This window comes from Microbacterium sp. SA39 (assembly GCF_000967865.1).
Lineage (GTDB): Bacteria > Actinomycetota > Actinomycetes > Actinomycetales > Microbacteriaceae > Microbacterium.
In genome coordinates, this window is the sequence record NZ_JXRU01000039.1 from 1 (window position 1) to 26,294 (window position 26,294).

A 26,294-nucleotide genomic window follows, 5' to 3' on the forward strand; every position below is an offset into this window, starting at 1 on the left:
GACCGTCAACCCCGTGCTCGCCGAGGTCGCTCGCGCGCACAGCCAGGACATGGCGGACAAGGCCTACTTCAGCCACACGTCGCTCGACGGCCGCTCGCCGTGGGATCGCCTCGAGGCGGCCGGCTACTCGGACGGAAGCGGCGAGAACATCGCGGCGGGTCAGAGCACCGCGCAGAGCGTGATGTCGAGCTGGATGAACAGCGCAGGGCACAAAGCCAACATCCTCAACTGCGACAGCACGACCATGGGCGTCGGCATCGGTCACGGCGGCCCGCACGGCATCTACTGGACGCAGATGTTCGGCCGCTCCTGAAAGCGGCAGCTCGTCCGACACCGTGACGAGGGCCCGGAACCCCGAGGTTTCGGGCCCTTCACAGTGCCGAGGTTTCGTATTACGATACCGCGTATGGCAAGGAAGATGCAGGGACGCGAGGTATCGGAGTCGCAGGTCGACGAATGGGTCGCTGAAGCCGAGGCCGGATACGACCCGGAAGAGTTGCTGCGCCGAGCCGGCGGCAGGCCGGCGCGGGGAAGCCAGGCATCACACGTCGTGCCCGTCAGGCTCACCGAGGCCGAGCTCGCCGCGGTGATGGAACGGGCGGAGCGAGAGCACCTGAATCGCTCTGACGCGATCCGCGCGGCTCTGGCGGCCTGGTCGCACGCCGCGTGATCGTCCGCGGCTCGGCCCTCAAGCACGGAGTCCGAGAGGAGGATGGCGTCAATGCCGCCACATGGCCGGCGCTGGCGCTATCCCTCGACGACGACAACCCCGGGCGCCAGCTTCGGCTGGGTTTCGACACGAGCGGCCGACTGCTGGAGCTCATCGTCCTCGTCTGGGATGACGGCACTGAAGAATTGATCCATGCCATGCGCGCGCGCCCGCAGTACGTTCGCCTGCTCGGCTGACAGAGCCGTCACGCGGTCCCGTCAGGCGAGCAGCACCTCGTGCCCCGCTTCCCGGAGGGCCGCGACGACCCCGGCATCCGCTCCGGCATCCGTGATCACGGTCGGGAACAACTCGGCGCCCCCCACGGACGCGAAGGCGACGACCCCGAGCTTGCTGGCATCGGTGACGACGACCGCACGGCGCGCGCGCTCGGCCATCATGCGGTTCACCGCGGCCTCGCGCTCGTCCTGAGTGGAGGCGCCGGCGCGCGGATCGATCCCGTTCACACCGATGAATGCCATGTCGAGGCGCACACCCCGCAGGAGCTGCTCGACGAACGGTCCCACGAGCTCGTAGCTGCGCGAATGGATCACCCCGCCGGTGACGACGACCTTGATATCGGGTCGTGTGGCGAGCTGCGCCGCGATGTTGACGGCGTTGGTCACGACGGTGATGCCGCCGTTCGCCGCAAGGTCGTCGCGAGCCGCGAGGGCGGCCGCGATCGCCGTCGTCGTGGTGCCGCCGGAGAGCCCGACGACCATGCCAGGGGTGACGAGGTCGGCCGCCGCCTGGGCGATGCTCTCCTTCTCGTGCGTGCGCAGATGACTCTTGTAGCGGATCGGGAGCTCGTAGGCCACGGTCTGCGCGACCGCCCCGCCGTGCGTGCGCGTGAGCAGGCGCTGCTCCGCGAGGCTGTCGAGATCGCGCCTCGTGGTCGCGGCCGACGCGCCGAACCGCTCCACGATCTCGTCGATCGTGACCTCACCGGTCTCGGCGAGGAGATCGAGGATCGCGTTCAGCCGGGCCGCTCGTTTCATCCCGCCACCGTATCGGCTCCCGCGAGGGCGAACAGGCGCAGCATGCGCGCAGCCTCCTCGGCCAGTGCATCGCGGGCCGGCGCGAGGTACTTGCGGGAATCGACAAGCCGCTCGTCGGCGGCGAGCTTCTCGCGGATGGCGCGGGTGAAGAAGCCGTTCAGATGCGTGGACACGTTGATCTTCGTCATTCCCGCACGCACGGCGGCGGCGATCACCGCATCCTCGACCCCGGACGACCCGTGCAGCACCAGGGGTACCGTCAGCGCCTCCCGCAACCGGGCGATCAGATCGAGGTCGAGCGAGGCCGAACGCTCGGTCATCGCGTGCGAAGAGCCCACGGCCACTGCCAGCGCATCGACGCCGGTAGCCGCCACGAAGGCGCGTGCTTCGTCGGGGTCGGTGCGGACTCCGGGCGCGTGAGCGCCATCCTTGCCGCCGACCTCGCCGAGCTCGCCCTCGACGTACACGCCGGCCTCATGCGCGCGTGCCACGACCTCTGCCGTGAGGGCGACGTTCTCGTCGTAGGGGAGGGCACCGCCGTCGAACATGACAGAGCCGAATCCCAGAGCGATCGCCTCGTCGACCAGTTCCGGACGCTCTGCGTGGTCGAGGTGCACCGCGACCGGGGTCTCGGCGTTCCGGGCGATCGCGAGGGCGGCCAGCGCGACCGGCTCGAGACCACCGTGGTAGACGGCGCAGTTCTGCGAGATCTGCAGGATCACGGGCAGCTGAGCAAGGGCCGATGCCCGCACCAGCCCCTCCGCCGTCTCCAGATGGATCACATTGAACGCACCGATGCCGGTGCCGGCGGCGGATGCTGCGGAGACGAGTTCACGGGCGGAGACGAGGGTCACGAGGGTCCTTTCAGGACGGTTGCGGTCGGAACGACGCGGGATCGGGGCGCGAGACGCGCAGCTGCTGCTCGAGTTCGGTCCAGCGCGGGGAGATGTCGCCGGCGAGCGGCGTCAGTACAGCCGCCGCCGACCACGCCGTCGCCCGCCGGAGGATCAGCTCGGGGTCGCGCACGCCCTCGGCGTACAGCGCGGCGCAGGCCGCCACCCCGGCATCGCCGGCACCGGTCGGGTTGCCGGCGAGCGGCTCATCGAGCCGGGCATGCACGAGGTCGGATGCCGTGACGGCGAGCATCCCGTCGGCTCCGAGTGAGAGGAGCACGAGCTCGGTCCCGCGATCGAGCAGCGACCGTGCGCCCTCGACCGGGTCCGAGATGCCGGTCGCCTCGGCGAGCTCGGCCGCGTTGGGCTTGAGGACGGTGGCACCGGCATCCGCCGCCCGCAGGAGCGCAGGGCCCGAGGTGTCGGCGATCACCGGGACGCCGGCATCCTTCCCCACCGCGATCAGCATGGGCAGCAGTGCGTCGGGCGCCCCGGGCGGAAGGCTCCCTGAGATGACGAGCACGCGTGCGCTGGGCAGCCGTTCGACGACCTCGGCGAGGAGCGCACCCCACTCGGCGTAGGCCGGATTGATCCCGCGCTCGTTGATGATCGTCGTATCGCCGCGGGCGTCGTCGACCACGGCGATGCTGCGACGGGTCTCGGCGGCGACCGGAACGAGGGCGTGCGGCACTCCGCTCGCGCCCAGTTCTGCGGCGAACTCCTCGCCGACCCGACCGCCGATCGTGGTGATCGCGAGCACCGGAACGCCCTCGGCGTGCGCGACCCGAGCCACGTTCAGTCCTTTGCCTCCCGCGCGCGCGATGCCGGCATCCGCGCGGTGCGTCCCGCCTTCGACGAGGCGGTCGACCCGCCAGGTGAGATCGAGCGCCGGGTTCGGCGTGACGGTGAGGATCATGTGAGCTCCCGTGCGCGGAGCGCGGCGCCCATCAGGCCCGCGTTGCCGGAGAGTTCCGCGGGAACGAGGACGGGCAGCCGGTGGAAGCTGAGACGCTCGGCGAGGCGGGAACGCAGCTCGTCGAAGAGGGCTCCGCCGGCGCGGGAGAGGCCGCCGCCGATTACGACGGCTTCCGGAGCGACGACCGCCGTCAGCTGCGCCAGCGACATCGTCAGGGCGTCGAGCGCCGAGTTCCAGATCTCCGCCGCGATCTCGTCGCCGGCGGCAGCACGCGCGATCACGTCCTTCGCGCCGTCGGGCGTGACGCCGGTCGCTGCGCGGTAGCGTCGCGCGATCGCTCCGGCGGAGGCGACCGCCTCGAGGCAGCCCCGCGCGCCGCACGCGCAGACCGGGCCGTCGGCGATCGGCGAGTGGCCGATCTCGCCCGCGTAGCCGCCCGCCGTGTAGGGCACTCCGCCGACGAGCAGGGCGCCGGCGATTCCGGTGCCGATCACGAGCACGACCGCGTCGGCGTAGTCGCGGGCACCGCCGAGGCGGCGCTCGGCCCAGCTCGCGGCCCGGACGTCGTGATCGAAGGCGACCGGCAAGCCGAGGCGGTCGCGGGAAAGGTCGCGCAACGGGGAGTCGTGCCACCCGAGGTTGCTCGCGAAGACGCCGAGTCCGGCATCCGCATCGACGATCCCGGGAACGACCAGCCCAGCGGCCTGCGGCACGACGTCCGGGTAGGCGGCGCGGAGTTCACCGGCGAGCACCTCGAGGCGATCGATCAGAACCTCGGTCCGGTCGCCGTCCGCGGTCGGGGTCGGCGTGCGTCGCAGCCCGAGGGCGTTGCCCTCCGCGTCGAACAGCGCCGACTTGATGTCGGTGCCTCCGACGTCGAACGCCAGCACGGGCGCACCCGCGCCCAGCGTGCGCACCGCGGCGAGCTTCTCGCCCGCCGCGTCGCGCACGACGTCGGGGACGGATGCTGCGCCGTCAGTGCCGGTCATCGGTGGATCCGCTCATGCATCCAGGATGACGGATCGGGTGAGGTTGCGCGGCTGGTCGGGGTCGAGCCCGCGGGCGACCGCCCGGTCGAGGGCGAGGCGGTGCAGCCGCACGAGGTCGGCGAGCGGGTCGATCGCGCGGTGCTCGAACCGGGCGCCGGTCGCGCGCACCTGCGCAGCAAGCCCCTCCGGGACATCCCCGAAGTGCCAGGTCACCCTGCCGGGAGCGGCGATCGCGATCGGGCCGTGGCGGTAGTCCATCGACGGGTACGACTCGGTCCACGACTGCGACGACTCCCGCAGCTTGAGCGCGGCCTCATGCGCGAGCCCGGTCGCCCAGCCGCGGCCGATGAAGGTGTACTGCTCGGCATCGCGCAGCTCGTCGTCGTCGGCGACCTCGGTCAGCACTGCCGTCGCGTCGGCGATCGCCGCGGTGAGATCCTCGCCGAGGGAGGCGCGGAAGAGCGCGAGCGCCGTCGTGGCGAAGCGGGTCTGCACGACCGACTTCTCGTCGGCGAACGGCAGGAGCACGGCGTCGTCGACCATCGAGACGAGGGGTGACGTCGGGTCGCCGATGACCCCGATCGTGGGGACGCGACCCTTGATGCGGTCGACGAGCTCGAGCACCTCGGTGGTGGTGCCGGAACGGGTGAGCGCGACGACGGCGTCGTAGCCGCGGTCGACGAAGGCCTCGGATGCCGCGAACGCGTCGGTCTCGCCCTGACCCGACGATTCGCGCAGCGCCGCGTACGACTGGGCCATGAACCACGAGGTGCCGCAGCCGACGACGGCGATGCGAGCGCCGGCTGCAGGGAGCACCCGCTGCTCAGCCGTGAGGTCAGCAGCGGTCGCCCAGGTCTGCGGCTGGGAGTGGAGTTCTTCGCGCATGTGGGCGCCGGGCAGCGATTCGGTCATCGGGGTGCCTTTCGGGGCAGAAGTTGCATACTTGTGATGTTTTAGAGCCTTATTCGATCATAGTATGACGATTAAGAACAGCAAGTTCAGGATCTTCTTGATTTGTTTGTTCCCTTGACAAATAATCGTACAAGTTCCACCACCTTGACGGTGACCCTGCCGTCGAACACCCGAGCCTCGGCTTGACCGATCGCGGCTGCTCCGGCGAAGCGATCACCACGCACCGTCGCGTGATGTGCTTGCGACCGTGCACCACACCCCCTTCGGAGTCGGGCACCCGTCCCGAAGCGGACACTCACAGTGAGGAATGCAATACACATGAAGAAGTCACTGCGGTTCGGCGCCGTCGCCATTGCGGCCGTCGCCACGCTCTCGCTCGCTTCGTGCGGGTTCGGCGGATCTGCCGGAGACAGCGGCGATGCGGAGGGCTCGACCACCATCGACCTTCTCGTCCCCAGCTACTCCGACGGCACCAAGGCGAACTGGGAGACCGTGATCGAGGGGTTCGAGAAGGCCAACCCCGACATCGACGTCAAGCTCGAGGTGCAGTCCTGGGACAACCTCGAGAAGGTCGTCTCCACGAAGATCCAGGCGGGCGAGGCACCCGACATCTACAACGGCGGTCCGTTCGCCGGCTTCGTCAGCGATGAGCTGCTCTACCCGGTCGAGGACGTCGTCTCGGCGGAGACGTTCGGCGACTTCCAGGAGTCGTTCATCGCGAATGCCGAGGTCGACGGCACCGCCTACGCGCTGCCGCTCATCGCGTCGGCTCGTGCGCTGTTCGTCAACAACGCCTTGCTCTCGCAGGCCGGCGTCGAGGCTCCGACCGACTGGGATTCGCTGCTGGATGCCGCGACCAAGGTGTCCGCGCTCGGTGGCGGCGTCGCCGGTTACGGCATGCCGCTCGGTTCCGAAGAGGCGCAGGCCGAGGCGGCCGTGTGGCTCTGGGGCGGCGGCGGATCGTTCGGCGATGCGTCCGAGATCACGATCGACACCCCGGAGAACCTCGCCGGTGCCGAGCAGATCAAGAAGATGATCGACGCCGGCGCCACGCAGGCCGACCCCGGTTCGACGCAGCGCTCGCCGCTGATGGACATCTTCATCCAGGGCAAGATCGGCATGCAGGTCGGCCTTCCGCCGACGGTCGGTCAGATCGAAGAGGGCAACCCCGAGCTGGACTACTCGATCGTCCCGATCCCGACCAAGGACGGCTCGCCGTTCACGCTCGGCGTCATGGACCAGCTGATGGCGTTCCAGAACGACGGTGACAAGGCCGACGCGATCACGAAGTTCTTCGACTACTACTACTCGGCTGATGTCTACGTGCCGTGGGTGCAGGCCGAGGGCTTCCTGCCCGTCACCAAGTCCGGTGCCGAGGAGCTCGCCGGCGAAGAGGCTCTCAAGCCGTTCCTCGACGTGCTGCCCGACGCGCAGTTCTACCCGTCGACGAACGAGAAGTGGTCCGCCGCGGACGGCGCCTTCAAGTCGCTGTTCGGTCAGCTGCAGTCCAAGCCCGCACAGGATGTCCTGACGGAGATCCAGGCGCAGGTCGACGCGGGCTGAGCCCGCTGAACGGAGAGGTTCGGGTATTCCCATGAGCCAGACGACAGAATCCTCGAACCTCGCGGGGGCGGCCATCGGCCGCCCCCGCGCTCCCCGCAGCTCCCGGCCGGACTCTCTTCCCCGGCGCAGCTCCGGAGGGAAAGACCTCCTCCAGGCGCTGCCGTGGATCGCGCCGGCGCTGCTGCTCATCATCGGCGTGGTGTTCTTCCCCGCCGGGGTGATGTTCTTCAACTCCACCCGCGACATCTCGCTCTCGGGCCTCGACAAGGGCTCGGTCGGGTTCGACAACTTCGCGGCCGTGTTCGCGTTCGCGGAGTTCTGGCCGATCATCGGCCGCACCCTCATCTGGGTCGTGTCGGTGGTGCTGTTCACCGTCGTGATCTCGCTCGGTCTGGCGCAGATCCTGAACAAGGCCTTCCCCGGACGCCAGATCGTCCGCATGGCGGTCATCGTGCCATGGGCGGCATCCGTCGTGATGACGACCATGGTGTTCTACTACAGCCTCGAGCCGTACTTCGGGGTGTTCAACAAGTTCCTCTACGACATCGGCCTCTCCGATGACGCCGTCGGCTACGGGTGGACGAAGAACCCCGCGACCGCGTTCACCTGGTCGATCGTGATCGCGATCTTCGTGTCGCTGCCGTTCACGACCTACACGATCCTCGCCGGACTCCAGTCGGTGCCCGCGGATGCGATCGAGGCAGCGAAGATGGACGGCGCCGGTCCCGCCCGCACCTACTGGTCGATCGTGCTCCCGCAGCTGCGCAGCGCCCTCGCCGTCGCCGTGCTGATCAACATCATCAACGTGTTCAACTCGCTGCCGATCCTGAAGGTGATGACCGGGTCGATCCCGGGCTACGGCGCCGACACGATCATGACGATGATCTTCAAATACATCGAGCTGCAGAAGAAGGTCGACGTCGCCAGCGCACTCTCGGTCGTCGCGTTCCTCATCGTCATCGTGATCGTCGCGATCTACGTCAAGACCGTCAAGCCCATGAAGGAGGTCTGACCGTGACCGTCACCGAGACCGAGCTCGTCACCACCACCACCGGCCGCGGCGGCCGCGCCCTCCCTCCGATCAACGGCCGCAAGCGCCGCTACACCGAGGACCAGGTCACCCTCCCCCGCGTCATCCTGCGCATGGCCGCCGGATTCCTCGTGCTCGCGATCTTCGTGCTGCCGTACCTGATCATGTTCTTCGGCTCCGTGAAGACGAAGCCGCAGATCCGCTCCGTCGACCCCACCTACTTCCCCACGGAGTGGCACTGGGAGAACTACCTCACGATGTGGTCGACCCCCGAGACCCCACTGCCGTACAACCTCATCTCCACCATCATCATCGCCGTGTTCGCGACCCTGCTCGTGCTCGTGGTCTCGCTGCCCGCGGCGTACTACACGGCCCGATTCAGGTTCCCCGGCCGCATCGTGTTCCTGTTCCTCGTGATCGTCACCCAGATGCTGCAGCCCGCCGTGCTCACCTCGGGCCTGTTCCGCCAGTTCACCGTGCTCGGCCTCGGCGACACCTGGGCCGCGATGATCTTCATCAACGCCGCCTTCAACCTCTCGTTCGCCGTCTGGATCATGCACTCGTTCTTCGCCGGCATCCCCAAAGAGATCGACGAAGCCGCGCAGATCGACGGCGCCGGACGCTTCACCGTCCTCTTCAAGATCAACCTGCCCCTCGTCTGGCCCGGCATCGTCACCGCGATCGTGTTCACGTTCGTCGCCTGCTGGAACGAGTTCGCCGCCTCCCTCGTCATCCTCTCCACCGACAAGAACCAGCCGCTGTCCGTCGCGCTGACGAAGTTCGTGGGACAGTACGAAACCAGCTGGCAATACGTGTTCGGCGTCTCCATCGTCGCGATCCTCCCAGTCGTCATCCTGTTCATGCTCATCGAGAAGCGCCTCGTCGGCGGGTTGACCGCGGGCAGCGTCAAGTAACACCTCGTCTGGCCCGAACTTCTGCGGCCATCGCGAACTTCTGCGGCCAATTCCGCCCGGGATGGCCGCAGAAGTTGCGTCTGGCCGCAGAAGTTGCGGGCGTCCGCGGGAGAGCGGATGCCGGGGGTCCGGCATCCGCTGCCCGTCTCAGCCGACGTCGCGTGCGCTCGCGTAGCGGTCACGGAGCACGCGCATCATCCAGCGGTTCGATGACTCGGGGTCGCGGAGGGGCCGGCGCGTCCCCGGCTCGCTCGGGGCGTAGTCGACCGGGCCGAACTCCGCGAGGAAGGTGACCGGGCGTCCCTCGGAGCGCAGGCGAGCGACGATCGCGTCCCACCACCGCAGGTGCTGATCGACGACAGCGCTCCACTCCTCGGCCTCCGGGTCGTTGACCTGCGGTCCCTGCGGATGCCCGATCCGCGCGTGCACGTGATGGGCCCGCTCGATCGCGAGATCGACGGCCGCCGTCTGATCTTCCAGCATCGATTCGGCGACCACGAGCCAGTGGGAGACGTCGAATGTCACGTGCAGCTCGGGGTGACGCTCGAGGATGCGCCGCGCCGCGTGCGCCGCGTACAGGATGCGGGAGCGGTGGAGCTCGACGAGCACGTCGAGGCCCGTGTCGCGGCGGCTGGCGACGATCATCTCGGCGAGCCGGTCGTGGTCGGCGTCGCTCCAGTGATCCCGCCCCGCGTGCAGGGTCACATGCAGCGGGTTCAGCCCGCTCACGGCAATCGTGCGCAGCTGCTGCTCGATCTCCGCGATGTGGAGGGCGGGATCGGGGTGCGCGCTGCCTGCGAGAAGCGACACCTGCGCCTCTCCATCCGCGACGGCGGCGGCGAGCTCTCGCTGAGCATCCTCCTCGGCCGGCCACCACGCCTCCACGCCGTCGTATCCCTGCTCGTGCGCGCTCGCGACGAGCTGCGCGGCGGGCAGCGGAGTCACCCAGTCGCCCATGAGCACCAGGGGTGAGAGGTTCGTCATTCGTGTCCGTCCGTCGGGGTGGGCATCCGGCGCTGTTCACGGCGGAACTGACTCGGCGGGCTGCCGAGACGCTGCGTGAACTGCCGGGAGAAATAGGAGGGGTCGTCGAATCCGACCTGCTGAGCGATCACACTCACCTCGAGGTCGGTCTCGACGAGCAGTGACTGCGCTCGCGCGAGCCGCGCCTCGATGAGCAGCTGGAGCGGCGTCAGCCCGGTGGCGGCGACCGTCGCGGTCCGCAACTGCGCGACGCTCATCCCCAGCTCGTGTGCACGCGTCTCCATGGAGACCTGCCGGCTCGCGCCGCGCATGAAGGCGTCGATGAGGTCGGGGGCCGAGTCCGGCATGACCATCGTGGCGAGCTCGGCGATCCACGCGTAGCTCTCCGCCGACGGCCGGAGCGCGCCGATCGAACTGCCGTCCGCCAGAGCCGCGCGCAGGCGCTCGAAGGTGGTCGGCAACGAGTCCGGGATCCGTCCGAGCTGCGCGACCGGCGCCGCGCGCCGCCAGGCCCCGAGCTCGTCCAACGCCCTCGTCGCGACGCCCGAGAACAGGATCCAGTGCTCCGTCCACCCGGTGCGGTGCGGGCCGTACCCGTGCGCCACCCCGGGGAAGAGCCAGATGAGCGCCGGGGATTCCACTCGCACGTCGCCGGTGAGCGGACTCGAGTACCAGCCGCTCCCCTCACTGATCACGACCGCCGCGTGCGAGCGCAGCTGACGCCCGCGGAATCCCTCGTGGCTGCCGCGATACTCGCCGGCTCCCAAGCACGCGATCGTGAGGTCGGCGAACACGCGCGCCGGATTCGCGTAGGTCGCCCAGTTCTCCATGATTGTCCGAGTCTCCCGCGGAGTCCTTGAAAATACAAGGGACATTGCGGTTCGTCCATGGACGAATAGTCCTACCCGACTGAGAATGGATGCATGATCACCTCCAACGGATACGTCCTCGACGAGAGCCCCGCGCGACTCGGACGACTCGAGCCCGTGCCGACAGACGTGCGCGACGACAAAGACGCGATGTGGGGGCGCCTGCGTCGCGACGGCTACCTGTACCTGAGCGATCACCTCGACGCCGAGGTCGTGCGCGACTTCCGCGCTTACTACTTCGGCAAGCTCGCACCGACAGGCCTCGTCGCGCCTGAGGGAGCGAGCGACGGGATCGACTCGAGCGGCGACGTCGACCTGGCCCTCACCCGGCGCGTGCTCTTCGACGACGTCGTCCCCGGTGACGCCTACGCGGCCCTGACCTCGCATCCGTCCATCCGCGGGTGGTTCCAGTGGTTCCTCGGCGACGACGTGCACCTGCACAAGCGCCGCATCATCCGCCACACCCGTCCCGGCGAGACCGGCATCGGCACCGCCACCCAGGCGCACTACGATCTCGTCTACCTGCGCGAGGGCACCGACCGCGTCCTCTCGATGTGGATCCCCCTCGGCGACTGCACCGTCGAGAACGGCGGACTCGCGTACCTCGAGGGAAGCCACCACCGCGTGATGGCAGAGGAGCGCGCCGGCACGCTCAAGATGCCGGCGGCCTCGATCACGGCAGATCTGCCCGGGCTGGCAGACGAGTACGACTCGCGATGGCTGATCAACGACTACCGCGCGGGCGACGTGATGGTGCACTCGGCGCACATCGTGCATGCCTCCACCGACAACGTCGACCCGGAGCGCCGCATCCGCCTGTCCACCGACATCCGCTACCAGCGCGTGTCCGACCCGATCGACTGGCGCTGGCAGGAGCACTGGCACCTGGACGACGGGCTCTGACCAGCCGCGCTGGCTCGCGTGCACGCAACTTCTGCGGCCATCTCGAACTTCTGCGGCCTCCTACGCGCGGATTGGCCGCAGAAGTTGCGTGTGGCCGCAGAAGTCAGGGACGGATGCCGGGGGCAACGGGCCGCAGAAGTGGAGGACGGATGCCGGCGGCGCCGGCCTCAGGACGGCGAGGCGGATGCCGCGAGCAGCTGCTCCGGACTCCAGCGCACCCCCAGCGCCGCGGTGAGCGCCGCCTGAGCTGGGCCCGCGGAGAGCGCGACACGAGGGTCGGCGTAGCGGATGGGCACCTGCACCGTGCCTCGGGAGGCGTAGTCGGTCTCGCTGCGGAGCCGCTCGAGGAAGCGCGGACCGAGCACCGTGGCCGGGCCGCCGATCACCACCTCCGCCGGATCGAGGAGGGCGCTGATGAGCTTCACGGCCCGGGCGAGTGCGCGGGCGCCCTCGTCGAGCTGCCGCGGATCCGCGCGCGCGGCGAGAACCTGGAGCTCCGCGGCATCCATGGCATCGGAGAAGTCGGGGCCGAGCATCGCCCCCATGGCGGATGCCGATTCCAGGCATCCGCGTCGCCCGCAGCTGCAGTCGCGCGCGGCCTCGCCGAACACCACCTGCACGTGGCCGATCTCCCCCGCGCGATCTCGAGGTCCGGGCGCGAGCTCGCCGTTGAGCGTCACGGCAGCGCCGATCCCGCCGCCGATGTGGATGAAGAGGCGGTACCCCTCGGGCGATGACTCTCGTCCCGCCTCGGCGATGGCTTCGGCGTCGACGTCGTTGATCAGCAGGACGGGCGCGTCGATGGATCGCTCGAACCTCGCGGCGAGCGGCACGTCGTCCCACTTGAGCTGCACGCTCTCCAGGACCGAGCGTCCGTCGGTGGTGCCGGGGAGCTGCACCCCAGCCGCGAGCAGGCGATCGCCGTACGCGGCGGCGATCTCGACCAGCGCGGCATCGAGGGCGGCGTCGCGGGTCTCGGGCGAGTACGTGAGACGGCGCCCCTCGATCTCGCTGCCGTCGAGGGCGACGAGGGCGAGCTGGGCGTGCCGCGGCTGGATGACGACGACCAGGATCAGATGGTGGCCGGCATCGATGCTGAGGGTGGTCGCGCGCTTGCCCCCGGTGCTCGCGGCCTGCTCTCCCTCGACGATCAGCCGGTTCTCGATGAGCTCGGCGACCAGAGACGACGCCGTCGCCGCGGTGAGGCCCGTCGCGCGGGCGATCCCCGCGCGCGTCTGCACCCCGGGATTCCGGAAGACCAGCTGAAGCGCCCGCCGCAGGTTCGCACGCCGCACGGAGGCCTGCGTGTCGAGGGCGTCATCGGTGTTCAGCATCGTGGTCCGTTCGGGGCGTCGGTGTGCCGACTGTTGACAGATCGTGCTGCGATCCGTAGTCTCTCCGTAAGTTTATTCATTGAACTTAGTTGGCCGGCAGGCCTCCGACAAGCTCCGGACGGGCGAGTGCTGCACACACCGTCGCCCGTCCGGCACTTCTCTCAGCGGCCCTCCGCCGCCTCGGTGTGATGGCGGATGACCTCGGCCACCACGAAGTTGAACCATTTCTCCGCGAACTCCGGGTCGAGGTGCGCCTCCTCGGCGAGCGCACGCAGTCGCCCGACCTGCTGCTCCTCGCGGTTCGGGTCGGATGCCGGCATCTCGTGCTCGGCCTTCAGCTGCCCGACCTGCTGGGTCGCGCGAAAGCGTTCGGCCAGCATGAAGATCAGCGCGGCGTCGATGTTGTCGATGCTGGCGCGAAGTCGGAGCAGTTCGGCCTTCGGGTCCGGGGCGGCAGTCATGCCCCTACTCTAGAGCCGCAGATCGCCCGTGTTCCGACGACCCCTCAGCGCTATCGTGAGCACATGAGCAACGAAGAGTCGGCGGCCTCCGAACGCCTCGACGACGCGGCATCCGCCCCCGCACCGGAGGCCACACCCGCGCCGACCTCCTCGCCCGCGGCGGGCGAACCCGCTGCGCCTCGGGGCGCGTTCTGGACCCGCATAGACCGGCCGTTCGTGTTCGGCCTTCTGGTCACGCTCGGCGGACTCGCCGCGCTCGCGATCGGGCTGGCCCTGACGAACCTCTCGACCGTCCTCATCTACATCGCCCTCGCCCTTTTCGCAGCACTCGGGCTCGACCCGGCGGTGCGGTTCCTGGAGCGCCGGGGGCTCTCCCGCGCGATCGCCGTGGTCGTCGTGATCCTCGCGCTCATCGCGGTCGTCGCGCTTCTGCTGTGGATCGTGATCCCCATCGTCATCGACCAGATCACGAGCTTCGTGAAGTCGGTGCCGAGCATGATCCAGGACTTCACCCGGAGCGATCTGTACGCGACCCTGGACAAGCAGTTCGGGGAGCAGTTCCAGGATCTGGTCGCGGAGGTGCAGACGTTCCTCTCGGACTTCGGCAACATCGCCATGATCGGCGGCGGCGCCCTGAAGGTCGGCGCGTCGATCGCCACCGGCATCTCGGGCACGATCATCGTGCTGGTGCTCACGCTGTACTTCCTCGCGAGCCTCTCCGGAATGAAGACGAGCCTGCTGCGTCTCGCACCGGCCCGCGACCGCGCTCGCGCGGGCGACATCACCGACCAGATCACCGAATCGGTCGGCGGCTACGTGATGGGAATGGTGGTGCTCGCGTTCTGCAACGCCACGCTCGCCTTCCTGCTCTACTTCTTCCTCGGGCTGCCCTTCCCGCCGCTGATGGCGACAATCGCCTTCTGCGTCACCCTCATCCCGCTCGTGGGCTCGGTGCTGTTCTGGATCATCGGCACGACGCTCGCGCTGTTCGCTGACCCCGTCGCTGCGCTGATCTTCGCGGGTATCTATCTCGTGTACATGCAGATCGAGGCCTATGTCATCACGCCGCGCGTGATGAACCGGGCGGTCGCTGTCCCCGGCTCGCTCGTCGTGATCGGCGCCCTGGCCGGCGGCACCCTGCTCGGGCTCCTCGGCGCGCTCGTAGCCGTGCCGGTCACGGCATCCATCCTCATCATCATCAAACAGGTCTGGGTGCCGAAGCAGGACGCGCAGGTCTAGTACCCCGAACACAGAAATGCCCGGACCCACTTGCTTGAATCAGCAACGGGCCCGGGCACTTCGGAGGCGACGACTCAGAGGTCGTTGTCTTCGAGCCACTTCTTCGCGATGTCGGCCGACGACTGCTGCTCGACGGTGCTGAGCACGTTCAGCGACACGAGCTCCTCAGCGGTCAGCTTCGCGCTGATCGCGTTGAGCACATCGGAGACGTCCTCGGCGATGTCGCTCGAGACGATCGGCACGACGTTCGACGAGATGATCAGGTTCTCCGGGTCTTCCAGAGCGACGATCTCCTCGGTCTCGAAGGCCGGGTCGGCGGTGTAGATGTCGGCCACCTGGATCTCGCCGGCGAGCAGCGACTCGAGCGTGGTCGGGCCGGTCGCCGAGAATGTCAGGTCGACGCCGTAGACCTCTTTCGCTGCGGACGGGCTGTACGGACGCTGCTCGAACTCGGGTGCAGCGCCGATCGTGACCGGTGCCGGCGCGTTCTTCAGGTCGCCGATCGTCGTGAGGTCGTTCTCCTCGGCGAAGCTCTTGAGCACCGTGTAGGAGTCCTGGTCGGTCGCCTCGGCGAAGTCGAGAGCCGTCAGCCCGTCGGGCAGTGCGTCCTGGAGCGCCGCGAAGACGTCGTCGGGGCTGGTCACATCGATCTCGTCATCGGAGATGTACTCGAGCAGGCTGCCCGTGTACTCGGGGAAGACGTTGATCTCACCGGACTCGACGTCGGGCATGTACGCGTCGCGCTGACCGATGCTGAACTGGCGGTCGACCGTGAAGTCGGCGGCTTCCAGCGCTTGGGCGTAGATCTCGGCGATGATCTCGTTGGAGTAGTACGCCTGCGAGCCGACGACGATGCTGTCGGAGTTGCCCGAACCGGATCCGGCGTCATCCGACGGCTCATCGAGCGGGTTGCTCGAGCCGCAGGCGGACAGGGCGAGAGTGGCCGCGGCGACCAGGCCGACGGCGGCGATGGAGCGCTTGCCTCGTGCTGTGAACATGGACTTCCTCTTTTCTGGGACTGCTGTGGGACGAATCGGTCAGACCGGGACGGGTGCGGAAACAGGCGGGGTCGCCTTCGCGCCGCGTCTACGTGCAGGTCGGCGTTCACGAAGACCGGCGGGGACTGCTGCGTGCTGCGCGGCGGCCAGGAGCAGATCGACGAGCAGCGCGAGGGCGGCGACGAGCAGCGCCCCCGCCAGCACCTGGTCGAACTTCTGCAGGGGGATGCCCTGGATGATCGGATAGCCGAGACCGCCGAGGTTCACGTACGCCGCGATCGTCACGGTCGCGATCACCTGCAGCAGGGCCGAGCGGATGCCGCCGACGAGCAGGGGAAGCCCGAGCGGCACTTCGACCTTCCAGAACACCTGCCAGCCGGTCATGCCCACGGCCTTCGCCGCATCGATGACCCGGCGGTCGATCGCCTCGAGTCCCGTGTAGGCGCCGGCCAGCAGCGACGGGATCGCGAGAAGCACGAAGGTGATGACGGCGGCCTGGGGAATGCGAAGCACGCCGAGCAGGAGCACGAGCAGGATCATCAGCCCGAAGGCGGGGATCGCGCGCGCGGCTCCGGATATGGCGACCGCGATCTCTCGCCCGCGCCCCGTGTGGCCGATCAGCCACCCGGCGGGTATGGCGATGGCGGCCGCGATCAGAACCGAGATCGCGGTGAGCGCCAAGTGCTCACCCAGCAGTTTGGGCAACGCGTAGTTGCCCGTCCACTGCGCGGGTGCCGCCATCCAGGCGAAGGCCTCGAGGAAGAGGTTCATGCTGGGGCCCCCACCGCGAGAGTGCGGGTCACCGTGGTCGCGGACGCAGCCCTCGTCCACGGCATCAGGGCGCGGCCCAGAAGCAGCAGGATCAGGTCGATCAGGAGGGCGATCACGACGACCGCGATGATCCCGGCGAACACCTCGGCGATGATGCGCCGGTCGAGTCCGTTCGTGAACAGATAACCCAGGTTCGAGACGCCGATCAGGATGCCGACCGTGGCCAACGAGATCGTGCTCACAGCCGTGACGCGGAGACCGGCCAGGATCACCGGTCCTGCCAGCGGGAACTCCACCGCCCAGAAGCGTCGGAAGGGCCCGAATCCGGTGGCCGTCGCCGCCTGGCGCACCCCGTCGTCGACGGAATCGAGTCCGTCGGACACAGCTCGGACGAGGATCGCGATCGCGTAGATGGTGAGAGCGATCATGAGGTTCGCCTCGCTGCGAGCCGAGTAGCCGGCGACGGAGGGAAGCAGGATGAGCAGCGCGAGCGAGGGGATCGTGTAGAGCAGCCCGGTGAGGACGATGATCGGTCCGCGCACGAGTCGGTAGCGCCAGGCCACCCAGCCGAGCGGCAGAGAGAGCAGGAACCCGAGGACGATCGGCACGATGCTCTGCCGCAGGTGCACCGCGGCGAGCTCGAGGATCAACCCGAAGTTGTCGACGACCCAGTTCACGCGGTGCTCCCCGCCTGCGATCCCTCGCCGGCCTCGAAGACCGCGATGCCCTCGGCCTCACGCACGATCGCACCCTGCGTGCGGCCCTCGGAGTCGACCACGACGGTGCCGTGCGGCGTCTCCTTGAGGTGCAGCGCGCGGCGTCCGCGGTCGGCGCCGATGAAGGCGGCGACGAAGTCGTCTGCCGGATTCTCGATGATCTCGCTCGGGCTGCCGACCTGCACGATGCGCGCGCCCTTGTCGAGGATCACCACCTGGTCGCCGAGCAGGAACGCCTCGTCGATGTCGTGCGTGACGAAGACGACCGTCTTGTCGAGCTCGTGCTGCAGTCGCAGCGTCTCCTGCTGCAGGTCGGCGCGGACGATCGGGTCGACGGCGCCGAACGGCTCGTCCATCAGGAGGATGTTCGGGTCTGCGGCAAGGCCTCGCGCCACGCCGACGCGCTGCTGCTGACCACCCGAGAGCTGGCTCGGGTACCGGTCGGCGAGGGCCTGGTCGAGGCCGACGGTGTCGAGCAGTGTGCGCGCCCGCTTGTGCGCCTCGGGCTTCTTCACACCGGTGAGGCGCAGCACGGTGGCGACATTGTCGATCACCGAGAAGTGCGGCATGAGGCCGGAGTTCTGCATGACGTAGCCGATGCGGCGGCGCAGCTGCACCGGATCGCCGACGAGCACGTTCTCGCCGTCGATCTCGATGTCACCGGAGGTCGGCTCGACCATTCGGTTGATCATGCGCAGCAGCGTCGTCTTGCCGCAACCGGATGAACCGACGAACACGGTGGTCTTTCGCGACGGCAGCACCAGGCTGAAGTCGTCGACCGCTACCGTGCCGTCAGGGAACTGCTTGGTGACGCTGCGGAACTCGATCATGGGCTACTTTCCAAACGCTCGATCGACGAGCCGTGCATCGGCGCCCCGGCGCCGGCATACGGAGGTCATGGGAGGATCACTCGGAGATCTGGACGCGCGGATCGAACGCGACGTAGCCGGAGAAGTCCGTCCCGACGCGATCGAAGGCGGTCGGGTAGGGGTTCGGGTACGACCAGGCGTAGTCGGTGTGGAGCTCGTCACCCGTCTGCACGGAGAAATACTGGGCTGCGCCCTTCCACGGACAGGTATAGGGCGTCGGGCTCTCGACGAGCGCGCCTTCGGCGATGGATGCCGGCGGGAAGTACCAGTTCCCCTCGATGCGGACGAGGTCGCTCTCGTCTGCTTCGGCGATGACGGTTCCTGCGAGTACAGCCTTCATGGTCCTGCCTCCTCGGATGTGGGTTCGAGCGTATAAGACGGCGGCGACATCCGGGCCGGGGTTGCGCTCGGAGTCGTCAATGGGGGAAACATTCCTGATCCTGTTCGATGCCGTCTCGTGAACGGATTGGTCTCGGATGCCGTCGAATGGCGATCAGGCCGAGTCTCGGCCGTATCCTTCGAGCAGCCGGAGCCAGATCTCGCTGATCGTCGGGTACGCGGGGACCGCGTGCCAGAGCCGCTTGATCGGCACCTCGCCGACGATCGCGACCGTGGCCGCCTGGATGAGCTCGGCCACCTCGGGCCCGACGAAGGTCGCGCCGATCACGACATCGCGCGCGGTGTCGATCACGAGCCGCGCCTGCCCTTCGAAGCCGTCCTCGTAGACGCTCGCGCCGGCGACCCAGCCGAGGTCGTAGTCGACGACCTTCACGTCGTATCCGGCTTCGCGGGCGGCAGCCTCGGTGAGCCCCGATGAGGCGACCTCCGGGAACGAGAAGGTGACCTGCGGCACCGCCGCGTGATCGGCGGTCGCGACGTGCCGGCCCCATGGGGCGTCGTCGACATCCTCGCCCTTCGCCCGCGCGGCGATCACGTCGCCCGCCGCGCGCGCCTGGTACTTGCCCTGATGCGTGAGCAGGACGCGGCCGGTGACGTCTCCCACCGCGTAGAGCCAGTCGTGGCCGGGCACGCGCATCGTGTCATCCGTCTCGAGCCAGCGGCCCGGCTCGAGACCGAGGGTCTCGAGTCCGATGTCGCGGTTGTGCGCCGAGCGTCCCGTCGCGGCGAGGACCTCGCTCGCCACGATCTCCTCGCCGTCGTCGAGGGTGATCGTCACGCCGGCATCCGTGCGGCGCACCGAGGTGGTGCCGGTGGAGGTGCGCACGTCGACGCCCAACTCCTTCAGTCCTGCGGCGACGCGCTCCCCGGCGAACGGCTCCATGGTCGAGAGCAGCTCGCCGCGGGCGATGAGGGTCACGGTCGAACCGAGCGAGGCGTACACGGTCGCCATCTCCACCGCGACGACGCCGCCGCCGATGACGGCGAGGCTCTCCGGCAGCTGCTCGGCGCTCGTCGCCTCACGGCTCGTCCACGGCTTCGCCTCACGCAGACCGTCGATGGGCGGGATGACGGCCTCAGAGCCGGTGCTGATCGCGACGGCGTGGCGTGCGCGGAGCACGCGGGTGCCCCCGTCGGCATCCGTCACGGTGATCTCGCGCTCGCCGGTGATCCGGCCGAAGCCGCGCGCCAGGTCGATGCCGGCCGAGTCGAGCCACTTCACCTGGCCGTCATCCATCCAGTTGCTGGTGAACGAGTCGCGACGGTCGAACACCGCGCGCACGTCGAGCTTTCCGGTCACGGCCTGCGCGGCTCCGCCGACGTGCTGCGCCGCACGCAGCGCCTGCGCCGGACGCAGCAGTGCCTTCGAGGGCATGCAGGCCCAGTACGAGCACTCGCCTCCGACCAGCTCGTTCTCCACGATGATCGCGGTGAGTCCGCCCTGCACGGCACGGTCCGCGACGTTCTCGCCGACGGCACCTCCGCCCAGGACGATCAGGTCGTACTCGTCGGTCTTCTCCGCAGCGTTCATGTGTCGCACCTCTCCGTCGCCCAGTCTCGCTCAAGAGCAACGTCGAGTCACGGGTCAGTTGTTCCATGGGTCGTCGCGGCATCCGGGCTTTCATCTGCAGGTCCAGATCACGGATGCAGGCTCAGAACGCGGCGTGTCGCCCTGCATATGTGATCTGGACCTGCGGATGTATCGGTTAGCCCCTCGCGCCAAGCGGCATCCTGCTTCCATCTGCAGGATGAGATCACGGATGCAGGCGCAGAACCCGGCGTGTCGACCTGCACATGTGATCTGGACCTGCGGATGCACCGGCCGGCGCGGCGGCGACCCGTGCGGATGCACGCCGTCCTCAGGCCGCGACCGCCTCCCGCACCGGGCGACGCTCAGCGAAGGCCCGCGGGTAGGCCCGCCGCAGCGCGACGACCACGAGCGTGGCGACGGCGACCTTGATCAGATCGCCGGGCAGGAAGGCGGCGCTCGACAGCGCGGTGAGGCCGAGCGGGACGCCGGTCACGAGCGCCTGGACCGGGATGCCGAAGGAGTAGACGACGAGCACTCCGCCGATGAGGGATGCTGCGGCGGCCCGCCACCAGGTGACCCGCCCGGCGCGCATGATGAGTCCGATCACGACCACCCCGGCGATCCAGCCGACGAGGTATCCGGCGGTGGGGCCGACGAACACGCCCAGGCCTCCGCGTCCTCCCGCGAGGACGGGGAGCCCGACGGCGGCGAGTACGAGCACCAGCAGGATCGACAACGGTGCGACTCGGGGCCCGAGCACGAGTCCGGCGAGCATGACGCCGAGCGTCTGGGCCGTGATCGGCACGCCACCGGGCAGCGGGACCACGACCGTGCCGAGCACGATGATGAGGGCGGCGAACACGGCCACGCGGCCGAGAGTCGCGCTGGTGTCGCGGGGAGTGGTGGTCATCGGAACCCTTCCTGAACGGTGTTCACCTGAACACTGTTCAGCAGAGTATCGACGACTTCGCGCCCGCGCAAATCACGTCGTCACGCGCGAGGCTGGGCAAGTTCTGCGGCCAATGGCAACTTCTGCGGCCTCAGAGCCCGGAAATGGCCGCAAAAGTTCGGATCGACCGCAGAAGTCAGCGGCGACTGAGCGGCCTCAGCGCACCGGAAGGAAGTGCGTCGGCGCAGGAACCTGGGCCTCATGACGGATGCCGAGCGGCGCGCCGGTGCGCTCGTCGAGGTCGAGCAGCGTGATCGTGTCGGAGCGCTGCCCCGCGACGAGCATCTTGCCCTCGTGGATCAGGTGATGGCGCGGCCAGTCGACGCCCGAATCGGCGAGGGCGATCGACTCGAGGGAGTCGCCGCCGCCGCGCACGCGGAGGGCCGCGATCGTGTTGCTGCCGCGGAGTGCCGTGTACAAGAACTGGCCGTCGCGGGAGCGGGCGAGCTCGGCGGGGAAGTCGACGCCGACCTGGGCGATCGGACTCGACAGGGTCGAAGACACGACGCGCCAGGTGCCGTCGACGCTGGAGGCGAGGGTGAACACCTCGCACGAGTACTCGGTCACGACGTGCAGATGTCCACTGGGGTGCACGACCATGTGGCGGGGGCCGGTGCCGAGGGGCAGGACGACCTCCTGGTCGAGGACGAGCCCGTTGCTGCCCGCACGCCAGAACCGCACCAGATCGAACCCGAGGTCGGTGGTGACGATCCGGCCGTCGGGCAGGAACGCCGCGGCGTGCGCATGCGAGGCGCGCTCGGGGCCCGCCGCGTGCGGGTCGGTCGCGGCGACGCCGTCTCCCGGAGGAGTGGCGGCCGGGGCATCCGGGTCTTCGTCGCCGAACAGGGCCGCGCGGAGCGCCGCCGCGGCATCCGCTCTTCCCTGCTGCGCCGGCACCAGACGGCCGGCGGCATCCAGCCCGATGCGCACCACGCGCCCGTCGCCGTAGCAGCTCGCGATCAGGGACGAGCCGTTCGGGGCGACAGCGACATGGCAGACGTTCTCGCCGACCGCCACCGGATCGCCGAGTGGCGAGAGGGCCGACTCGCTGGTGCGGGCGAAGGCCTGCACCGCCGCATCCCCTTCCAGCGCCGCGTACACGACATCGAGGGACGGATGCTGCGCCAACCACGACGGCGAGGGCGTCTCGGTGACCGCGCCACGGTAGGCGAGTGTCTTCGCCTCGCGGCCCTCGTCGCCGGCGAGCAGGCCGATGCCCTCGGCCTGTCCGTCCATCGCCGGGCCGTAGCCCCCGAGCCAAAACCGTGTCATGCGCATGCCTCCCGGTCGGTCGAGGTCAGTCGAGCAGGTCGTGGCGCACGATGACCTGGTCGCGCTCCGGGCCGACGCCGATCACCGAGATGCGCGTGTTGCTCATCTTCTCGAGCGCGAGCACGTATTCCTGCGCGGCCTGCGGCAGATCCTCGAACGTGCGCGCGGTCGAGATGTCCTCGCTCCAGCCCGGGAAGTACTCGAGCACGGGCTTCGCGTGGTGGAAGTCGGTCTGGTTGACCGGCACCTCGTCGAAGTGCACACCGTCCACGTCGTAGGCGACGCAGACCGGCACCTGCTCGAGGCCTGTGAGGATGTCGAGCTTGGTCAACACCAGGTCAGTGATGCCGTTGATGCGGGTGGCGTAGCGCGTGATGGGGGCGTCGTACCAGCCGACGCGGCGCGGACGGCCGGTCGTGGTGCCGAACTCGAAGCCCTGCTTGCGCAGCCATTCGCCCTGCTCGTCGAAGAGCTCTGTCGGGAACGGGCCGGAGCCCACGCGGGTCGTGTACGCCTTGACGATGCCGACGATGCGGTCGAGCGCCCCGGGGCCGATACCGGAACCGGTGGCCGCGCCGCCCGCCGTCGCCGACGACGACGTGACGAACGGGTAGGTGCCGTGGTCGATGTCGAGCATGGTCGCCTGCCCGCCCTCGAAGACGACGACCTCGCCGCGGTCGAGCGCCTGGGCGATCAGGTAACCGGTGTCGGCGACCATCGGGCGGAGTCGGTCGGCGTACGAGAGCAGGTCTTCGACGACCTCGTCGGCGGTGATCGCGCGCCGGTTGAAGATCTTCACCAGCAGGTGGTTCTTCTGGTCGAGGGCGCCCTCGACCTTCTGACGGAGGATGTTCTCGTCGAAGATGTCCTGCACGCGGATGCCGACGCGATTGATCTTGTCGGCGTAGGCCGGGCCGATGCCGCGGCCGGTGGTGCCGATCATCCGCTTGCCGAGGAAGCGCTCGGTGACCTTGTCGAGCGTGCGGTGGTACTGCGTGATGATGTGCGCGTTCGCGCTGACCTTGAGCCGCGAGATGTCGATGCCGCGGGCGGCGAGCGCCTCGAGCTCGAAGAAGAGCACCTCGAGGTCGACGACCACACCGTTGCCGATGACCGGGTTGACTCCGGGAGAGAGGATGCCGGAGGGCAGCAGGTGCAGCGCGTACTTCTCGTTGCCGACGACGACGGTGTGCCCGGCGTTGTTGCCGCCGTTGAACTTCACCACCCAATCGGTGCGCTCACCGAGAAGATCGGTGGCCTTGCCCTTTCCTTCGTCGCCCCACTGCACGCCGACGATCACGATTCCTGGCATGGGTGTCCCCCCTGCTTTCGCCGGGCTTGCACCGGCCGATGAGCTGGCCCTCTTCGGGCGGTCCCATCCTATCGGGAGGGGGTTTCGGGGCTGTGTCGGGGTGCGGGAGGGCTTCCGGTCGCAGTTCGTGCCGGGTGCGGTGATTTCGGTCGCAGTTCGTGCCGCCTGGGCACGGGCGGGGCGGCGGAAACTGCGACCGGAAGGAGAGCAGGTGCCGGGTGCCGCCGGCCGGCCGCCGACTGGCGGGAAACCGACGAATGCTGTCGCTCGAACCCATCGACCGATGTCGGTGACCCCTGCCACGATCAGAGGATGCCAGAGACCGTTTCGGGTGACACCGGTGCCCGCACGAGTGCGGTCACGCCCAAGAAGCAGGGTGCGCTCGTCCTCATCGCCGCGCTGGTGACAGTCGTCCTCTGGGCCTCGGCGTTCATCGGCATCCGCGGCGCGGGTCCGCACTATGAACCGGGGGCGCTGGCGCTGCTGCGGATGGCCGTCGGCACGCTCGTCCTCACACTCATTGCCGTGCGGCACGGCATCCGTCTTCCCGAACGTCGGCACTGGTGGCTCATCGCGGTGTGGGGCGTCGGCTGGTTCTGCGTCTACAACCTTGCCCTCAACAGCGCTGAGCGCACGCTCGACGCCGGTACCGCTGCGATGGTGGTGAACCTCGCGCCCCTCATGGTCGTCGTCTTCAGCGGGCTGTTCCTGCGCGAGGGCTTCCCGAAGCCCCTGGTCATCGGTGCGCCGATCGCCTTCCTCGGCGTCGTGCTGATCGGCATGAACTCGTCGACCAGCGCCGGGCCCGACATCACCGGCCTCCTGCTCGCTCTCCTCGCGGCCGTCATGTACGCCGGATGCACCCTCGTCCAGAAGCGCCTGCTCAGCGCCGGCGCCGACGCGACCACGCTCACCTGGCTCGGGGCGATCGCCGGCACCGTCGCATTGCTCCCGTGGACAGGCAGCCTCATCGGCGCCCTGCAGACAGCCCCGCTCGACTCGACTCTGTGGGTGATCTACCTCGGCATCTTCCCCACAGCCATCGCCTTCACCACCTGGGCGTACGTGCTGCAACGCAGCACGGCCGGACAGACCTCGGCGACGACCTACGTCGTGCCGGCGATCGCCATCCTCATGTCGTGGGCGATCCTCGGCGAGGTGCCGACGCCGCTCATGTTCCTCGGCGGAGCGCTGTGTCTCCTCGGCGTCCTCGTCACCCGGATGCGGTGGAGGCGGCGCGCGTAAACGACCTCAGGGCCGATTATCGAATCGCGCAAATTGCCGATCCTCGGGCCGGAGAACGGCCATTTGCGCGATTCGAAAGTCCTGACAGCCGCGCCTCAGCGCTCCCCGATCACACTCCGGGCAATGCCGAGCTCGGCCAACCGCGAGGCGGCGAGGGTGCGCTTCAGCTCCAGCGCCTCCCCGATCTCCCCCGCCAGTCGCGGACGACTCTGGATCAGCGCGTCGACCGTCGACAGCGGCAGCACCACGACCGTGAGGATCTCCCCCGCGATCGTGACTGCCTGCGTGCGCTCACGGGTGAGGGCCGTGTGACCGACGATGTCGCCCTTCTCCGCGCTCGCGAACTCGATGCGGCCGCCGTCGGCTTCGATGGCCAGAGCAGCCCGACCCGATACGACCACCCGCACCTCGTCGGGCACGACACCGCTCGGAAGCACCACCTCGCCCACGCCGTAGCGCTCGAGCCGCGCGCCCGCCATCACGGCCTCGATGTCGTCTTCGCGGAGGTGCAGCGTGGGTCCGATGGCCTTCATCGCCTCGACCATCCGCTGAGGTTCGGCCAGCGGATCCGTCGAGTCGCCGTCGAGAGCGAAGCCCCGACGCCGCGCCGCATACCAGAGCCAGGACAGGTACATCGAGAGCGCGCGTGACGCGTCGGCGGGACCGGCGACCGGGATCGACACCTCGTACGCTCCTGCGCCCGAGTAGCTCACCGTCGCGTGCTCGCGCGGCACCTTCATCGGCAGCCCTTCGGCCACCGATACGAGCAGCGCCATCACCTCGTGCGGCGGATCATCGGTCGAGAACGTCACCGGCGACTCGGCGGTGTACGGCCCGTCCGGCTCGCTCATGTTCGTGAACGATGCGCCGGACAGGGTCGAGTTCGGCACGATCTGGATGCCCGCACCGGTCTCGATGTGGACGGCCCGCCAGTTGACCTCGACGACCCGGCCCTTCACGCCAGCGGCATCCAGCCAGTCGCCGATCTTGAACGGCTGCTCGAACAGCAGCAGCAGCCCCGAGATGACGCCGCCCACGGCATTCTGCAGCGCGAGGCCGATGACGATGGACCCGACACCGAGGGCGGTGAAGAGGCCGCCGACATCGGCATCCCACACCCACGAGAAGAGGAGCGCGAGGCCGACGCCGACGAGCACGAGCCGGCCGATCTCGACGAAGATCGTCGGAATGCGCCCACGCCAGGAATCCTGCTGGGCCGTCGCGAACAGGGCCACGTTGAAAGCCGACAGCACGAGCAGGATGACGAGGAACCCGAACACCGTCGCCACGACGCGCGTCCACACCTGCTCGGCCGGCGACTGGATCGCGAACACGAGCAGCGCGAACAGGGCGCCGACCGGGATGACCCAGTTCCGCAGCATCCGCAGCGGTTTCGCCGCGGGGTTGCCGCGCCGCGTCAGGGTGCCGATGATCTCGGTCAGCACCACGAGAAGCACGGGCACTCCGACCGCGAGCCCGATGACCCACCAGGCCCATCCGTCCGCGAACGCGTCCTCCACG

At 68.8% G+C, this 26,294-nt stretch carries 28 protein-coding genes; 9 read left to right on the plus strand and 19 right to left on the minus strand.

Features of this window, described 5'->3' with window-relative positions:
* The 3 genes from RS85_RS16335 to RS85_RS16345 all read left to right on the plus strand — a co-directional run.
* On the plus strand, positions 1-313 hold a 313-nt coding region (locus RS85_RS16335; protein WP_046014546.1), incomplete at its 5' end, for a CAP domain-containing protein.
* A gap of 93 nt (positions 314-406) precedes the next feature.
* Entirely contained in the window at positions 407-670 is a 264-nt protein-coding gene (locus RS85_RS16340; RefSeq protein WP_046014547.1) for a ribbon-helix-helix protein, CopG family, read from the plus strand.
* Positions 667-906 (plus strand): hypothetical protein, encoded by a 240-nt coding sequence (locus tag RS85_RS16345; protein ID WP_046014548.1) that lies wholly within the window; start codon positions 667-669, stop codon positions 904-906. The genes RS85_RS16340 and RS85_RS16345 overlap by 4 nt, the downstream gene beginning before the upstream one ends.
* A 21-nt stretch (positions 907-927) precedes the next feature.
* Here the strand turns inward: RS85_RS16345 and RS85_RS16350 are convergent, their stop codons facing one another.
* From RS85_RS16350 to RS85_RS16370, 5 genes are read right to left on the minus strand one after another with little or no spacing between them, the layout of a single operon-like run.
* Entirely contained in the window at positions 928-1,704 is a 777-nt protein-coding gene (locus RS85_RS16350; RefSeq protein WP_046014549.1) for a DeoR/GlpR family DNA-binding transcription regulator, read from the minus strand.
* Positions 1,701-2,558 carry a class II fructose-bisphosphate aldolase gene (locus RS85_RS16355; RefSeq protein WP_046014550.1) on the minus strand — a complete coding sequence of 286 codons (858 nt, stop codon included), beginning with the start codon at positions 2,556-2,558 and terminating at the stop codon, positions 1,701-1,703. Before RS85_RS16355 ends, RS85_RS16350 begins: the two co-directional genes overlap by 4 nt.
* A 10-nt stretch (positions 2,559-2,568) precedes the next feature.
* A complete protein-coding gene (locus tag RS85_RS16360) occupies positions 2,569-3,513 on the minus strand; it encodes a 1-phosphofructokinase family hexose kinase (RefSeq protein ID WP_046014551.1) in 945 nt (314 codons plus the stop codon).
* On the minus strand, positions 3,510-4,502 hold the full coding sequence (locus tag RS85_RS16365) for an ROK family protein (RefSeq protein ID WP_082087673.1): 993 nt from the start codon (positions 4,500-4,502) through the stop codon (positions 3,510-3,512). The genes RS85_RS16360 and RS85_RS16365 overlap by 4 nt, the downstream gene beginning before the upstream one ends.
* A gap of 12 nt (positions 4,503-4,514) precedes the next feature.
* Positions 4,515-5,414 carry an SIS domain-containing protein gene (locus tag RS85_RS16370; protein ID WP_046014552.1) on the minus strand — a complete coding sequence of 300 codons (900 nt, stop codon included), beginning with the start codon at positions 5,412-5,414 and terminating at the stop codon, positions 4,515-4,517.
* A gap of 318 nt (positions 5,415-5,732) precedes the next feature.
* Here RS85_RS16370 and RS85_RS16375 point away from each other — a divergent pair, with 318 nt between their 5' ends.
* Genes RS85_RS16375 through RS85_RS16385 form a run of 3 tightly spaced genes read left to right on the plus strand, consistent with a single transcriptional unit; the run spans position 5,733 to position 8,921 of the window.
* Positions 5,733-6,977 (plus strand): extracellular solute-binding protein, encoded by a 1,245-nt coding sequence (locus tag RS85_RS16375; protein WP_046014553.1) that lies wholly within the window; start codon positions 5,733-5,735, stop codon positions 6,975-6,977.
* Positions 6,978-7,008: 31 nt separating this feature from the next.
* The gene (locus tag RS85_RS16380) at positions 7,009-7,989 is read left to right on the plus strand and encodes a carbohydrate ABC transporter permease (protein WP_046014554.1); all 981 of its coding nucleotides are present in this window, start codon (positions 7,009-7,011) and stop codon (positions 7,987-7,989) included.
* 2 nt (positions 7,990-7,991) lie between these two features.
* Positions 7,992-8,921, plus strand: a complete 930-nt coding sequence (locus RS85_RS16385) for a carbohydrate ABC transporter permease (RefSeq protein WP_200894856.1) — start codon at positions 7,992-7,994, stop codon at positions 8,919-8,921.
* A 147-nt stretch (positions 8,922-9,068) separates the two neighbouring features.
* Here RS85_RS16385 and RS85_RS16390 read toward each other — a convergent pair whose 3' ends face one another.
* Together RS85_RS16390 and RS85_RS16395 are read right to left on the minus strand one after the other, a co-directional pair.
* Positions 9,069-9,905 carry a sugar phosphate isomerase/epimerase family protein gene (locus RS85_RS16390; RefSeq protein WP_052703604.1) on the minus strand — a complete coding sequence of 279 codons (837 nt, stop codon included), beginning with the start codon at positions 9,903-9,905 and terminating at the stop codon, positions 9,069-9,071.
* Positions 9,902-10,735, minus strand: coding sequence for a helix-turn-helix domain-containing protein (locus RS85_RS16395; RefSeq protein WP_046014555.1), 834 nt, complete (start codon positions 10,733-10,735; stop codon positions 9,902-9,904). Before RS85_RS16395 ends, RS85_RS16390 begins: the two co-directional genes overlap by 4 nt.
* A gap of 93 nt (positions 10,736-10,828) precedes the next feature.
* On the opposite strand from RS85_RS16395, the gene RS85_RS16400 reads away from it, so the two are divergent.
* Positions 10,829-11,677, plus strand: a complete 849-nt coding sequence (locus RS85_RS16400; protein ID WP_046014556.1) for a phytanoyl-CoA dioxygenase family protein — start codon at positions 10,829-10,831, stop codon at positions 11,675-11,677.
* 167 nt (positions 11,678-11,844) lie between these two features.
* Here the strand turns inward: RS85_RS16400 and RS85_RS16405 are convergent, their stop codons facing one another.
* Together RS85_RS16405 and RS85_RS16410 are read right to left on the minus strand one after the other, a co-directional pair.
* The gene (locus RS85_RS16405; RefSeq protein ID WP_046014557.1) at positions 11,845-13,011 is read right to left on the minus strand and encodes an ROK family protein; all 1,167 of its coding nucleotides are present in this window, start codon (positions 13,009-13,011) and stop codon (positions 11,845-11,847) included.
* Between the two features lie 161 nt (positions 13,012-13,172).
* The gene (locus tag RS85_RS16410) at positions 13,173-13,472 is read right to left on the minus strand and encodes a chorismate mutase (protein WP_046014558.1); all 300 of its coding nucleotides are present in this window, start codon (positions 13,470-13,472) and stop codon (positions 13,173-13,175) included.
* A 63-nt stretch (positions 13,473-13,535) separates the two neighbouring features.
* Between RS85_RS16410 and RS85_RS16415 the strand changes: the two genes are divergently transcribed.
* Positions 13,536-14,711 (plus strand): AI-2E family transporter, encoded by a 1,176-nt coding sequence (locus RS85_RS16415; RefSeq protein WP_046014559.1) that lies wholly within the window; start codon positions 13,536-13,538, stop codon positions 14,709-14,711.
* A gap of 74 nt (positions 14,712-14,785) precedes the next feature.
* On the opposite strand, the gene RS85_RS16420 is transcribed toward RS85_RS16415, so the two are convergent.
* The 9 genes from RS85_RS16420 to RS85_RS16460 all read right to left on the minus strand — a co-directional run bounded on the left by RS85_RS16420 (position 14,786) and on the right by RS85_RS16460 (position 23,528).
* The gene (locus RS85_RS16420) at positions 14,786-15,709 is read right to left on the minus strand and encodes an ABC transporter substrate-binding protein (protein ID WP_046014560.1); all 924 of its coding nucleotides are present in this window, start codon (positions 15,707-15,709) and stop codon (positions 14,786-14,788) included.
* A 39-nt stretch (positions 15,710-15,748) separates the two neighbouring features.
* Positions 15,749-16,480: an ABC transporter permease gene (locus RS85_RS16425; protein ID WP_046014561.1), complete on the minus strand. Its 732-nt coding sequence runs from the start codon at positions 16,478-16,480 to the stop codon at positions 15,749-15,751.
* A complete protein-coding gene (locus tag RS85_RS16430; RefSeq protein ID WP_046014562.1) occupies positions 16,477-17,157 on the minus strand; it encodes an ABC transporter permease in 681 nt (226 codons plus the stop codon). Before RS85_RS16430 ends, RS85_RS16425 begins: the two co-directional genes overlap by 4 nt.
* Positions 17,154-18,026: an ABC transporter ATP-binding protein gene (locus RS85_RS16435; protein WP_046014563.1), complete on the minus strand. Its 873-nt coding sequence runs from the start codon at positions 18,024-18,026 to the stop codon at positions 17,154-17,156. The genes RS85_RS16430 and RS85_RS16435 overlap by 4 nt, the downstream gene beginning before the upstream one ends.
* A 76-nt stretch (positions 18,027-18,102) precedes the next feature.
* A complete protein-coding gene (locus tag RS85_RS16440; protein WP_046014564.1) occupies positions 18,103-18,405 on the minus strand; it encodes a DUF427 domain-containing protein in 303 nt (100 codons plus the stop codon).
* A gap of 153 nt (positions 18,406-18,558) precedes the next feature.
* On the minus strand, positions 18,559-19,995 hold the full coding sequence (locus RS85_RS16445) for a dihydrolipoyl dehydrogenase family protein (RefSeq protein ID WP_046014565.1): 1,437 nt from the start codon (positions 19,993-19,995) through the stop codon (positions 18,559-18,561).
* 328 nt (positions 19,996-20,323) lie between these two features.
* On the minus strand, positions 20,324-20,905 hold the full coding sequence (locus RS85_RS16450; RefSeq protein WP_046014566.1) for a biotin transporter BioY: 582 nt from the start codon (positions 20,903-20,905) through the stop codon (positions 20,324-20,326).
* Positions 20,906-21,100: 195 nt separating this feature from the next.
* Complete coding sequence (locus RS85_RS16455) at positions 21,101-22,216, minus strand: lactonase family protein (protein WP_046014945.1); 1,116 nt, start codon at positions 22,214-22,216, stop codon at positions 21,101-21,103.
* Positions 22,217-22,241: 25 nt separating this feature from the next.
* Entirely contained in the window at positions 22,242-23,528 is a 1,287-nt protein-coding gene (locus tag RS85_RS16460; RefSeq protein ID WP_046014567.1) for an adenylosuccinate synthase, read from the minus strand.
* Between the two features lie 312 nt (positions 23,529-23,840).
* On the opposite strand from RS85_RS16460, the gene RS85_RS16465 reads away from it, so the two are divergent.
* Positions 23,841-24,773, plus strand: coding sequence for a DMT family transporter (locus tag RS85_RS16465; RefSeq protein WP_046014568.1), 933 nt, complete (start codon positions 23,841-23,843; stop codon positions 24,771-24,773).
* A 95-nt stretch (positions 24,774-24,868) separates the two neighbouring features.
* Here the strand turns inward: RS85_RS16465 and RS85_RS16470 are convergent, their stop codons facing one another.
* Positions 24,869-26,293 carry a mechanosensitive ion channel domain-containing protein gene (locus RS85_RS16470; protein WP_046014569.1) on the minus strand — a complete coding sequence of 475 codons (1,425 nt, stop codon included), beginning with the start codon at positions 26,291-26,293 and terminating at the stop codon, positions 24,869-24,871.
* Between the last annotated feature and the right edge of the window lies 1 nt (position 26,294).